Consider the following 13,091-nt stretch of genomic DNA (forward strand, 5'->3'; position numbering starts at 1 on the left):
TAAAGTTGGGCTTTCGATGAAGACACAATCAATAGACACCCAATGCATCAACACGATTCGGACCTTATCGATGGATGCGGTGCAGCACGCGAATTCCGGACATCCCGGGACGGCCATGGCCCTGGCCCCGGTCGTGTACTGCTTGTGGCAGCGCTTCCTGAACTTTGATCCCACCGATCCCATCTGGCCGAATCGCGATCGGTTCGTCCTCTCGATCGGGCATGCCTCCATGCTGCTCTATTCTGTACTGCATCTCTGCCGAGTGCAGGCGGTCAATCCTGCCTACGAAACGGTCGGGCAACTCTCGGTCACACTGGATGACATCAAACGCTTCCGCCAGCTGGACAGTAAGTGTCCAGGCCATCCCGAATATCGATGGACGTCCGGTGTGGAAACGACGACCGGTCCGTTGGGGCAAGGCGTCGCCACAAGCGTGGGCATGGCCATGGCCAGTCGGTGGATGGGCGCCTATTTCAATCGTCCTGGATTTCCGATGATCGATTACGACGTTTACGCGCTGTGCGGCGACGGCTGCATGATGGAGGGCGTCACGGGTGAAGCGGCGTCGTTAGCCGGCCACCTCAAACTGTCCAATCTCTGTTGGATCTACGACAACAACCACATCACGATTGAAGGGCATACGGACTTGGCCTTCAGCGAGGATGTGGCGACCCGCTTCACGGCCTACGGGTGGAATGTGAGACGGGTCGGCGATGCCAATGATCTGGCGAGGCTCGACCGGGCGTTGACGGTCTTTCGGAATACGCAAGATCGGCCGACCTTGATCATTGTCGATAGCCATATCGCCTATGGGGCCCCGCATAAGCAGGATACGAGTGCGGCGCACGGGGAACCATTGGGCCACGAGGAAATCAAGCTGACGAAGCGCCAGTACGGGTGGCCGGAGCACGCGCAATTCCTTGTCCCGTCGGGCGTGGCGGAGCATTTTCAAACTGTCATGGGAGCGCGGGGACGTACGGCGCGCGAGCAGTGGATGGCGCGATTCATCGAATACAAAAAAACGTACCCCGAATTGGCAGACGCCCTGTCTCAGATGCAGCGCCGAGCGCTTCCCTCTGGCTGGGAGCAGGATCTGCCGACCTTTCCATCAGACCCGAAGGGCCTGGCCGGACGGGATGCCTCAGCCACGGTGTTGAACGCGGTGGCCTGCCGAGTGCCGTGGCTTATCGGGGGCTCGGCGGACCTCACGCCCTCCACCAAGACTCGACTCACCGGTGAGGGGGCCGGCGATTTCACTTCCGCCGACTACCGCGGCCGCAACCTGCACTTCGGGATTCGCGAACATGCGATGGGCGCGATCCTCAACGGGCTGTCCTTAGCGAAAGTGCGGCCCTTCGGGTCTGGCTTTTTGATCTTCAGCGACTACGCGAAGCCGGCTCTCAGGCTGAGCGCCATCATGGAACTTCCGGTCATTCATGTGTTCACGCATGACTCGATCGGCGTGGGGGAGGACGGACCGACTCATCAGCCCATTGAACAGCTGGCCTCCCTGCGAGCGATCCCCGGCCTGCTCGTCCTGCGGCCCGCCGATGCCAATGAGGTGGTCGAGGCGTGGCGCGTCATCATGCAGCTTCAGCATGAGCCGGCTGCACTCGTCCTCAGCCGACAGGCCCTTCCGACCCTGGACCGAACGGCCTACGCCCCGGCTTCCGGCCTGGCACGGGGGGCGTATGTGCTGGCCGAGGCGCCGAATGGCCACCCGGAGGTCTTGCTCCTGGCCACAGGAAGCGAAGTGTCGCTCTGCCTTGCCGCCTATGAGCGACTCATCACGGACGGCATCCAAGCCCGTGTGGTCAGCATGCCGTCATGGGAACTGTTCGAGCGCCAGAGTCAGGCCTATCGAGACCAGGTGCTTCCGCCGCACGTCACGGCTCGAGTGTCCGCCGAACAGGCCGCCACGACAGGCTGGGATCGCTATGTCGGCCTGGCGGGGGTAAGCATCGGGATGAACACCTTCGGGGCGTCGGCACCGCTGAAAGAGTTACAGAAGAAGTTCGGGTTTACTCCTGAACGCATCATCGCCGCGGTGAAGGAACAACTCGCGCGGAAAGAAGCGACGCGTTTGAGCGCAGACGGTCGTGTTCCGGCCGAACCCCAGCATGTCCCCTCGGAAACGACACGAACCCTGTTCAAGGAGATGACATGATGAAAGTCTCACATGCCCACACCGTCAATCCGGTGCTTGCCCTGCGAGTATTCGGACAATCAGTCTGGTTGGATGATATCCAGCGCCGCCTCATCGCGAGCGGAGACTTACAACGCCTAATCGTCGAAGACGGAGTGTGTGGCGTGACGTCGAACCCCACCATCTTCGAAAAAGCCATCACCGGCGGGTCGGACTATGCCGACGCCTTGCGCGCCCTGGGGCGGGAGCCTGGCCTGAGCGCGAAGGCGCGGTACGAACGGGTCGCCATCGAAGACATTCAAGCCGCGGCGGACATCCTGCAGCCCGTCTATGCCCGCACGAAGCGGCGTGATGGCTACGTGAGCTTGGAGGTCTCCCCCCATCTGGCCCGCGATACTCGGGGCACACTCGACGAAGCGCGTCGACTGTGGGACGCCGTCGGGCGCGACAACCTGATGATTAAAGTGCCGGCGACTGCCGAAGGGATCCCGGCGATCGTGCAATTGCTCAGTCGAGGGATCAATGTCAACGTGACGCTCATCTTCTCGCAGGAGACCTATGAGCGGGTCGCGGAAGCGTACCTCATGGGCTTAGAACAGCTGGCCGCCCGGGGTGGCGATGTCGGGAGCGTGGCCAGTGTGGCCAGCGTATTCGTCAGCCGCATTGATACGGCGGCAGAGGCCGCTCTTGCCGCGCACCTCAAGCCCTCAACGAACGAGAGGACGCAGGCGATGCTCGGGGCGCTCCAGGGGAAGATTGCCATTGCGAATGCCAAGCTGACCTATCAGCGGTACCAGGCGCGGTTCTCCGGTGCGCGATGGGACGGCCTGGCCAGACGCGGGGCGATGACCCAACGGCTGCTGTGGGCCAGTACCGGCACAAAAAATCAGCAGTATTCAGATGTGCGGTATGTGGAGGAACTGATCGGTCCTGACACGGTCACGACGATTCCTCCAGCGACGTTCGAGGCCTTTCGGGATCACGGACGCCCCGAGCGTCGGCTCACCGTCGGCGTCGACGAGGCAAAGCTCACCCTGCTTGCGCTCGAGCAGGCGGGTGTGTCGATGAAGGCGATCACCGACCGCTTGTTGGAAGAAGGATTGAAGGTGTTCAGGGATGCCTTCGACACCCTCCTTGACGCGGTCCAACATCACTCCAAGGGGAATGCCTCTGGTCGACTCAATAAATATTCCTACACTGTCTCGGCTCCCGTGGCTGCCGAGGTGCGATCCTCTCTTCAGGAATGGAGTGAGGGCCACAAGGTGCAACGGCTGTGGGGTCGCGATCCCTCCCTCTGGACCAATCGGGACGAAGGCCAATGGCTCGGCTGGCTGGGCATCACCGATGATCAATTGGCCCATCTCCAACCCTTGATCAACCTTGCCGAGGAAGCCAAGCGCGCAGGATTCACTCATGCCGTCGTCTTGGGAATGGGTGGCTCAAGCCTCTGTCCCGAAGTCCTGAAGATGACATTCGGCATGAAAGCCGGTTATCCAGAACTTCACATTCTCGATTCCACTGATCCAGCTCAGATCAAGGCGGTCGAGGGAAAAGTGAGCGTCGCGACGACGCTCTTCATCGTCTCGAGCAAGTCCGGGGGCACCCTTGAACCGAACATCTTCAAGCAATACTTCTTTGACCGTGTTCAGCGCATGGTGGGAGCGAGCCAGGCCGGGCAGCGGTTCATGGCGATCACGGATCCCGGATCGGCGCTGCAGCAGGTTGCCGAGGCGCACGGGTTTCGCCATCTCTACTTCGGGGTTCCCAGTATCGGAGGCCGATATTCTGCTCTGTCGAATTTCGGCATGGTCGTCGCAGCCATTATGGGCGTCGACGTCCCCAAGTTTCTCGACCATGCAGATGAAATGGTGCAGGCCTGCGCCTCCAGCGTCCCGGTGGAGGAGAACCCCGGCCTGGTGCTCGGCACGATCCTCGGTGTGCTTGCCAAACACGGCCGCGACAAACTGACGGTCATTGCGTCCCCCGGCGTGGCGGCATTGGGGGCTTGGCTTGAGCAGCTCCTTGCTGAGTCGACCGGCAAAGAAGGCAAGGGGATCATCCCGATCGATCGAGAGGTGGTCGGGACGCCGGGTGTCTATGGAGACGACCGTGTGTTCGTGTATATCCGGTTGCAGTCGGCGCCAGAGCAGAGCCAGGATGCCGCGGTCACCGCACTGGAGCGAGCGGGACAGCCGGTTGTCCGCATCTCGATGGCTGACATCTATGACCTGGGCCAAGAGTTCTTCCGCTGGGAGTTCGCCACAGCGGTCGCGGGGGCGATCATGGGCCTCAACCCGTTCGACCAGCCTGACGTGGAAGCCAGCAAAGTCGCGACCAAACACATAACGGCTCAGTATGAACATACCGGGGTCCTCACGGTCGACTCTCCGCTAATAGAAGAGCAAGGAATCAGATTGTATGCCGATCCCGCGTATGGCGAAATCCTCACGACGGTGACGGGCCAGTCTCCTTCGCTCAGGAAGTATCTGACCGCCCATCTGAACCAACTCGTAGCGGGCGATTACTTCGCGCTGTTGGCGTATATCGAGATGGATGCTGAGCATGCAGCACGACTCCAATGCATACGCCATATTGTCCGAGCCAGGAGACGTGTGGCCACGTGCCTGGGCTTCGGGCCTCGATTCCTTCACTCCACCGGGCAGGCCTACAAAGGGGGGCCGAACAGCGGGGTGTTTCTCCAGATCACGTGCGAAGACGCGATAGATCTGCCGGTCCCCGGACAGCGCTATACCTTTGGCGTCGTGAAGGCCGCGCAGGCACGCGGGGATTTTCAGGTCTTGGCGACCCGAGGCCGACGGGTGCTGCGGGTACATCTAGGCGCCGATGTTAAGACGGGGCTGGCGACCCTCCAGGCGGCCATGGAGCGGGCGTGGGTCTGAGAGGTCGCCGGTCTGTGCCACAGCGGTGAGTGGAGGCACTGTTCGGCCGTGCCGCGACACAAGAAGACGTATGGGCGTGCTTGATGCAATGGGGAGGGAATGATGACCGGCTTACACGCAGACGCGCTCGTGCTGTTCGGCGCTACCGGTGATTTGGCCTTCAAAAAGATCTTTCCCGCCCTTCAGGCCATGATCAAGCGGGATCACCTGACGGTGCCGGTGATCGGGGTGGCCAAAGCCAATCGAAGCGTCGCCGAGGTTCGAGAGCGCGTCCGGGAGAGCCTCACTCAATTCGGCGGGGGCGTTGATGAGGCGGCTTTTAGCAAGCTCGTGCAGCGGCTCCGGTTTATCGATGGCGACTACCGGGAGGATGAGACCTTTGTTCGTCTTCGCCAGGAACTCGGCGGAGCGCTACGCCCCCTATATTATCTGGCCATCCCACCCAGTATGTTTCCCACGGTCGTAGAGGGTCTTGGCAAGTCGGGCTGTTCTCGTGGCGCGCGTGTGGTCGTCGAAAAGCCGTTCGGACGGGATCTGGCTTCGGCCCAAGCGCTCAACCGGGCTCTGCACCGGGTGTTCGAGGAATCGGCGATCTTTCGCATCGACCATTATCTGGGGAAGGAGTCGATTCAAAACTTATTGTACTTTCGTTTTGCCAATTCCTTTCTCGAGCCGATCTGGAATCGTAGCTATGTGGAGAGTGTGCAAATCACGATGGCGGAACAGTTCGGCGTGTCCGGGCGAGGCAGCTTTTATGAAGAAACCGGGGCCCTCCGCGATGTGGTCCAGAATCACCTCTTGCAGGTCGTGGCGAATCTCGCCATGGAGCCACCCATCAGTGGAGCGGGAGAAGCGTTGCGCGACGAACGGATTAAGGTCTTTAAACGCATGCGGCCGCTCACGGCGCACACCTTGGTCCGTGGTCAGTTTCGGGGGTATCGCACCGAGTCCGGGGTGGCCCACGAGTCCCACGTGGAAACGTTTGCGTCACTCCGGATCGATCTCGATTCGTGGCGCTGGGCGGGGGTGCCGTTCTTTATCCGAGCCGGGAAGCAGTTGCCGATCACGGCCACGGAGGTCTTCGTGACCTTGAAGCGTCCGCCCCAGAATGTGTTTGGCGAGGCTGAGCACGCGCAACGCAATTACGTGCGCTTCCGGCTGGGCCCCGATCGGATGGCGGTGGCAATCGGGGCCCGAGCCAAAGTGCCAGGAGACAAGATGATCGGCAACGAGACGGAACTCTTTGTCTGTCACCAGCGCGGAGACGAGATGGAAGCCTACGAACGGCTGATCGGCGATGCGATGATCGGTGATGCATCACTCTTCGCGCGACAGGACGGCGTCGAAGCGACCTGGCGCGTGGTGGACCCGATTCTGACGATGTCCACGCCGGTACATGAGTATGAACCGGGAACCTGGGGGCCGAGTGAGTCGCATGCGCTGATCGCGCCGTTCGGGGGATGGCAGAGCCCAAAGGAGCACGAATGACTGCCAAGGCCGGCGGCATGGGGCAACAGACGGCGCAGGTCATTCCTGAGGACATTATATGAAAGTGCTGGTGGTGGACATTGGCGGCACAAGGGTCAAGATCCTGGTGTCCGGACAACAGAAGATTCGAACGTTTCGTTCCGGGCCAGAGTTGACGGCACAGCAGATGGTCTCCGGCGTGCTGAAGGCGACAAAGGGCTTAAGGTACAAGGTGGTGTCGATCGGGTATCCCGGCCCCGTGAGCTCCGGTGCCGTGTTGGCCGAACCAAAAAATTTGGGACCGGGTTGGGTGGGGTTCGATTTCAAGAAGGCCTTCGGATGTCCCGTCACCTTGATCAATGATGCCGCCATGCAGGCCTTGGGCGGCTATACGGGGGGCAGGATGCTGTTTCTTGGTCTGGGAACGGGTCTGGGGTCGGCATTGATTGCCGACCACGTCATCATGCCGATGGAATTGGCTCATTTGCCGTACAAGAAAGGCGGCACCTTCGAGGATTATGTGGGGCGCCGCGGGCTGGAGCGGCTCGGCCAAAAGAAATGGCGGCGCACCGTGGAAGATGTCGTGACTCGTCTGAAGGCTGCCCTCGTGGCCGATGATGTCCTCCTTGGCGGAGGCAACGCCAAGAAACTCAAGCGACTCCCGGACGGCGTTCGTCTTGGCGGAAATGCGCACGCGTTCATCGGCGGACAACGCCTCTGGAACAAAGCACAGTGAATCAACATTGGCAGACGGTGACTCGCGAAACGGGCCTGCAGTTGTCGAGAGCAAACAGGAGTCGGTCACTGGGCTGGGTCATAGCTAGGCCTTGTTGAACAAGAGCCAAGACAGAACTGTCAATGGCTCGGGTAGATATAGGTCTGGGGTGTCAGCGGTTCAGGGCGAAAGGCGACGGCTTGATCGATGAAGAGGGAGGACGACGTATGCAACTTGGAATGATCGGCTTGGGACGAATGGGGGCCAATATGGTGCGCCGGTTGATGCGCGGGGGGCATCAGTGTGTTGTGTTCGACCTGAATCGTGAGCACGTGCAGCAGTTGACGGATGAAGGAGCCGTTGGGGCGAGTTCTCTGGACGATTTGATCAGCCGATTGAGCCCACCGCGAGCGGTGTGGGTCATGGTGCCGGCGGGAGACGCAACCGAAACAACCATTGCGTCTCTTGCGCGCCGGCTGAGTTCGGATGACACCATCATTGATGGAGGAAACTCCTACTTCAAAGACGACGTCCGGCGGGCACAGACGCTGAAACCTCGGGGACTGCATTACGTCGATGTCGGCACGAGCGGGGGCACCTGGGGGTTGGACCGTGGCTACTGCTTGATGATTGGCGGTCCAGAGCCCGTCGTGAAACGCCTTGAGCCTCTCTTTAGAACCTTGGCCCCGGGACACGGTGACATTCCCCGGACAGCAGGCCGGGACACCATGAAGGGATCAGCAGAGGACGGGTACCTGTATTGCGGGCCGGCTGGAGCCGGACACTTCGTCAAGATGGTCCACAACGGTATTGAATACGGCCTGATGCAGGCCTATGCCGAAGGCTTCGACATCTGTCGTCATGCCAATTCGAAACACCTTCCTCCCGAAATGCGGTACGACCTGAACCTCGCGGACATCGCTGAAGTGTGGCGGCGTGGCAGCGTGGTGGGATCGTGGTTACTCGATTTAACGGCGACGGCGCTGGCCGAGAGTCCCGACCTGTCCCATTTTACCGGCTCCGTCCAGGACTCTGGTGAAGGGCGGTGGACGGTCATGGCGGCGATCGAGGAGGGGGTCCAAGCGGAAGTCCTATCCGCGTCTCTCTATACCCGATTCCGTTCGCGCCAAGACCACACCTTTGCCGAGAAGGTGCTCTCGGCCATGCGATACAAATTCGGCGGCCATGTCGAACCGCAGGCTGGATAACCTGGACGTGTGTGCCGGCTCGCGATTCAAGATTGGATTGTCATGACCGCCGGTTGAAGTCGTTCTTCAAATCATTACGGACTGAACGCTATGTGGATACGCACGGGCCGTCGGTGCAAAGGAACTAAACTGTGCTGTGCCCGCTGATCGTGTACTTCGGGTTGGTGGTCTGTGTGACCGCCACCATGCTTGGTTCCTATGTGCTGGGACAACGGCATTGGGCACCAGCTACCGGCACGCCGTACGAGTCCGGCATTGTCTCGGAAGGCTCCGCGCGTGTGCGCCTGTCGGCGCGCTTCTATCTCGTCGCCATGTTCTTTGTAGTGTTCGATCTGGAAGCCGTGTTTCTTTTTGCGTGGACCGTAGCGGCGCGTGAAGTTGGCTGGGCAGGGTATTGGGAAGTGGTGCTTTTTATCGGAGTGCTCCTGGCGTCATTGATATATCTCTGGGGGGTTGGCGCGCTCGATTGGGCCACGGAGCGGCCGAACCCTCGATAACGGAGGAACCACATGCAGTGGTCGCTGACAAAACCCGATATTACGGGGCTGGTGGCTCACCCGGACCACGAGCCATTCGAACAAGCCGTACGCCGCAGCGTCATCCTCTCGCGGCTTGAGGATCTGGTCGCGTGGGGCCGCAAGAACTCCATGTGGCCCTTCAACTTCGGGCTCTCCTGCTGTTATGTGGAGATGGCCACGAGCATTACGAGCAAGTTCGATGTCTCCCGCTTCGGTGCGGAAGTGATTCGCGGTACACCCCGCGAGGCGGATCTCATGGTGATCGCCGGGACTGTCTTTATCAAGATGGCGCCCATCGTCCAGCGGCTGTATGAGCAGATGATGGAGCCACGCTGGGTCATTTCCATGGGATCGTGTGCCAATTCCGGCGGCATGTACGACATCTATAGCGTGGTTCAGGGCGTGGACAAGTTTCTTCCCGTCGATGTGTATGTACCGGGATGCCCACCGCGGCCGGAAGCTTTTCTGGAGGGGCTTCTCCTCTTGCAGAAAGCCGTGGAAGTAGAACAGCGGCCGCTGAGCTGGGTGGTGGGCCCGCAGGGGACCACGCGGCCGCCGCTTCCTTCAATGCGCGACTTGATGCGGTCGACCCGGCAGGAGGCCACCGTGCTGCGGGAGCCGCACGAGGTATGATCGCAGCACGGGCCATCGTAGAGACCATCATCCAACGGCTCGGATCGGCGACTGTTCTCCAACACACCCGCGATCGCATCCCCACCGTTTGGGTCAAGAAAGACCAGGTGCATGCGCTGCTCAGGTACCTGAAACATGAGGTAGACCAGCCGTACAAAATGCTGTACGACCTCACCGCAATCGACGAGCGTATGCGCACGCATCGCGATGGCCTGCCTCCCAGCGATTTTACCGTCGTCTATCATCTCCTGTCGTTCGATCGCAACGAGTACCTACGCATCAAGGTGGCCCTCCCGGAAACCGGACTGTCGTTGCCGAGCATTGCGGACATCTGGCCCGCAGCGAATTGGTACGAGCGTGAAGTGTGGGACATGTTCGGCATCGTCTTTGACGGTCATCCGCGTCTCGAGCGCATTCTGATGCCGAAAAGCTGGGTGGGCCATCCGTTGCGTAAGGACCATCCCGCTCGCGCGACGGAGATGGGGCCGTATCAGTTGCCTCCGGACAAAGAACTGGCCGAGCAGGAGGCGCTGCGTTTCCGCCCCGAAGACTGGGGAATGAGCCGGGAGCGCGATGATGCCGATTTCGTGTTTCTCAATGTGGGCCCCCAGCACCCGGGCACGCACGGCGTGCTGCGCATCGCCCTGCAACTCGATGGTGAAGAGATCGTCGACGCGGTGCCCGACATTGGGTTCCATCATCGGGGCGCCGAAAAGATGGGGGAGCGCCAGTCCTGGCACACCTACATCCCCTACACGGATCGCATCGACTATCTCGGCGGCGTGATGAACAACCTGGCCTATCTGACGGTAGTGGAGAAGCTGGCCGGTATCGAGGTCCCGCCCCGAGCCCAGGTCATTCGCGTGATGCTGGCGGAGTTGTTTCGCATCAACAGCCACCTCGTCTGGTACGGCACTTTAGCTCAGGATCTTGGGCAGATGTCGCCGGTGTTCTATACGTTCAACGATCGCGAGCGGACGTTCGGGATCATCGAAGCCATCTGCGGCGCCCGCATGCATCCGGCATGGTTTCGAATCGGTGGCGTGGCCGCAGATTTGCCCAGAGGCTGGGAGAACATGTTTCGGGATTTCCTCACGTACCTTCCGCCCCGACTGCTTGAGTACGATCGGGCAGTGATGCAGAACCGCATCTTCAAAGGGCGGACAAAAGGGATCGGCCGGTACACTGCCGATGAGGCCATCGAGTGGGGCGTGACCGGCCCGAATCTTCGCGCCTGCGGTTTTGAATGGGACTTCCGCAAGCGACAACCGTACTCGGGCTATGAGCAATTCGAATTCGATATTCCCACCGCGCAGACCGGCGATTGCTACGGCCGCGCGCTCGTACGAGTGGAGGAGATGCGGCAGAGCCTGCGCATCATCGAGCAGTGCGTCCAAAACATGCCCGAAGGGCCGTACACGTCGAATCATTCCCTGGCCACGCCGCCGGTGAAAGCCCGAACGATGCACGACATCGAAACCCTCATCACCCATTTCTTGAGCGTGAGTTGGGGCCCCGTGATTCCGCCCGGGGAGGCGCTGAGCGCCATTGAAGGCACCAAAGGTAATAACGGCTACTACCTAGTGAGCGACGGCAGCACGGTGTCCTACCGCACGCGCATTCGTACGCCGTCGTTTCCTCACATGCAAATGCTGCCGCTGATCTGCCGGGGATTAATGGTGTCTGACCTGATTGCCATTTTAGGAGTGATGGATTTTGTGCTCGCCGATATTGATCGATGAGGAGGCTGCGATGTTGAGCCCTGATGAGATGAGCGAGATCGACCGTGAAGCCGCGAATTATCCAAAACGCGAAGCTGTCTGTATTGATGCAATGAGAATCGTGCAGCGGCACCGAGGCTGGGTCTCCGACGAAAGCATTCACGATATCGCTACACATCTCGGCATGTCGACCACGGACCTGGATAGTGTCGCGACCTTTTATAACCTCATTTTCCGCAAACCCGTGGGGCGCCATGTAATCATGATGTGCGACAGCGTGAGCTGCTGGATGATGGGCTACGACAGGATGCGGGCACACCTGCATGAGCGGCTTGGCATTGGCCTGGGGCAGACAACGCCGGACAAGCGGTTCACGCTGCTGCCGATCGTATGTCTCGGATGCTGTGATCGTGCTCCAGCCATGATGGTGGACGACGATCTGCACACCAACCTGAATCTCGACACACTCGACGCCGCCCTGGAGATATACAGATGACGCCTGTCACCGAAAAGCCGTTAACGCAGAACATTCGCCCGGATGGGTCGGCTGTCGACGTAAAAGCCTATGAGGCGGCCGGCGGGTATCAGGCAGCCCGCAAGGTCCTGCACGGCGGCATGACTTCGAAAGCCGTCACGGCTGTGGTGAAAGACGCGAACCTGCGCGGCCGAGGCGGCGCCGGTTTTCTAACGGGGCTGAAATGGTCGTTCGTTCCCCTTGGGACAGAGGTGCCTAATCCGACCTACCTCGTCGTCAACGCTGATGAGATGGAACCGGGCACATTCAAGGATCGGTTACTGATGGAGGGCGATCCCCATCAGCTCATCGAAGGCGTGATCATCTCGGGATTCGCCATCGAGGCTGATGTGGCGTACATCTTTCTGCGCGGCGAGTATGTGCTGGCGGCCGAGCGGCTCGCCCGGGCCATCGCGGAGGCGTATGCGGCACATTATCTCGGCAAGAATATTCTCGGATCTGGGTACAGTCTTGAATTGTATCTCCACCGAAGCGGTGGCCGTTACATGTGTGGTGAAGAAACCGGGTTGCTCAATGCGCTGGAAGGCAAGCGCGCCAACCCGAGGTCGAAGCCGCCGTTTCCGCCTGTGGTCGGTCTCTTCGGCAAGCCCACGGTGGTCAACAATGTCGAGACGCTGTGCTGCGTGCCTCACATCATCAACCGCGGCGCGCCATGGTTCCGTGCCTTGGGCCGGACAGTGGATGCGGGCACCAAGTTGTTTGGGGCGAGCGGGAAAGTAAAACGCCCCGGACTGTGGGAGTTGCCCATGGGAACGACCATTCGCGAAATTTTGGAAGAACATGCGGGCGGCATGCGCGACGGGCTGGTATTTCGTGGGCTGCTTCCGGGCGGCGTTTCAACCGACTTTGTCACAGAAGAGCACCTGGACACGCCCATGGACTTCACCGCAATGGCGAAAATCGGCAGCCGTATGGGCACCGGCACCATGATCGTGCTGGATGACCAAACGTGTCCCGTAGGCATGACCTGGAACCTGACACACTTTTTCGCGCAGGAATCCTGCGGCTGGTGCACGCCTTGCTGGAGCGGACTGGGATGGGCGGAGCGGATCCTGAAGTCCTTGGAAGACGGGCAGGGGCGGCCAGGCGATCTTGAAAAATTGGCAGGTCAAGCCAACATGTGGGGGCCTGGCGCTACGTTTTGCGCACTAGCGCCAGGTGCCGCCGCCCCGCTAGTAAGTGCCTTGAAGTACTTCCGCGAGGATTTCGAGCGGCACATTCGGGAGAAGCGATGTCCATGGAGGTAAC

Annotated in this window: 10 protein-coding genes; all 10 read left to right on the forward strand. The window is 60.4% G+C overall.

What is annotated here, in order from left to right; translation table 11 throughout:
- Positions 1–16: 16 nt before the first annotated feature.
- The 10 genes from tkt (at position 17) to nuoF (ending at position 13,090) form a co-directional block, all read left to right on the forward strand.
- Entirely contained in the window at positions 17–2,167 is a 2,151-nt protein-coding gene (gene tkt / locus ACWHYZ_RS09555) for a transketolase (protein WP_447987036.1), read from the forward strand.
- On the forward strand, positions 2,164–5,046 hold the full coding sequence (locus tag ACWHYZ_RS09560; protein WP_447987037.1) for a bifunctional transaldolase/phosoglucose isomerase: 2,883 nt from the start codon (positions 2,164–2,166) through the stop codon (positions 5,044–5,046). Before tkt ends, ACWHYZ_RS09560 begins: the two co-directional genes overlap by 4 nt.
- 102 nt (positions 5,047–5,148) lie before the next feature.
- On the forward strand, positions 5,149–6,534 hold the full coding sequence (zwf, locus tag ACWHYZ_RS09565) for a glucose-6-phosphate dehydrogenase (protein WP_447987549.1): 1,386 nt from the start codon (positions 5,149–5,151) through the stop codon (positions 6,532–6,534).
- 58 nt (positions 6,535–6,592) lie between these two features.
- Positions 6,593–7,249: an ROK family protein gene (locus tag ACWHYZ_RS09570; RefSeq protein ID WP_447987038.1), complete on the forward strand. Its 657-nt coding sequence runs from the start codon at positions 6,593–6,595 to the stop codon at positions 7,247–7,249.
- A 206-nt stretch (positions 7,250–7,455) separates the two neighbouring features.
- Positions 7,456–8,436: a phosphogluconate dehydrogenase (NAD(+)-dependent, decarboxylating) gene (gene gnd, locus ACWHYZ_RS09575; RefSeq protein WP_447987039.1), complete on the forward strand. Its 981-nt coding sequence runs from the start codon at positions 7,456–7,458 to the stop codon at positions 8,434–8,436.
- Positions 8,437–8,621: 185 nt separating this feature from the next.
- On the forward strand, positions 8,622–8,933 hold the full coding sequence (ndhC, locus tag ACWHYZ_RS09580) for an NADH-quinone oxidoreductase subunit A (RefSeq protein ID WP_447987550.1): 312 nt from the start codon (positions 8,622–8,624) through the stop codon (positions 8,931–8,933).
- 12 nt (positions 8,934–8,945) lie between these two features.
- On the forward strand, positions 8,946–9,587 hold the full coding sequence (nuoB, locus tag ACWHYZ_RS09585; RefSeq protein WP_447987040.1) for an NADH-quinone oxidoreductase subunit NuoB: 642 nt from the start codon (positions 8,946–8,948) through the stop codon (positions 9,585–9,587).
- A complete protein-coding gene (nuoC, locus tag ACWHYZ_RS09590; RefSeq protein WP_447987041.1) occupies positions 9,584–11,329 on the forward strand; it encodes an NADH-quinone oxidoreductase subunit C/D in 1,746 nt (581 codons plus the stop codon). Before nuoB ends, nuoC begins: the two co-directional genes overlap by 4 nt.
- Positions 11,330–11,339: 10 nt before the next feature.
- The gene (nuoE, locus tag ACWHYZ_RS09595; protein ID WP_447987042.1) at positions 11,340–11,804 is read left to right on the forward strand and encodes an NADH-quinone oxidoreductase subunit NuoE; all 465 of its coding nucleotides are present in this window, start codon (positions 11,340–11,342) and stop codon (positions 11,802–11,804) included.
- Positions 11,801–13,090, forward strand: coding sequence for an NADH-quinone oxidoreductase subunit NuoF (gene nuoF, locus ACWHYZ_RS09600; RefSeq protein WP_447987043.1), 1,290 nt, complete (start codon positions 11,801–11,803; stop codon positions 13,088–13,090). The genes nuoE and nuoF overlap by 4 nt, the downstream gene beginning before the upstream one ends.
- Position 13,091 lies beyond the last annotated feature (1 nt).

It is taken from the genome of Nitrospira sp. Nam74 (assembly GCF_965152615.1).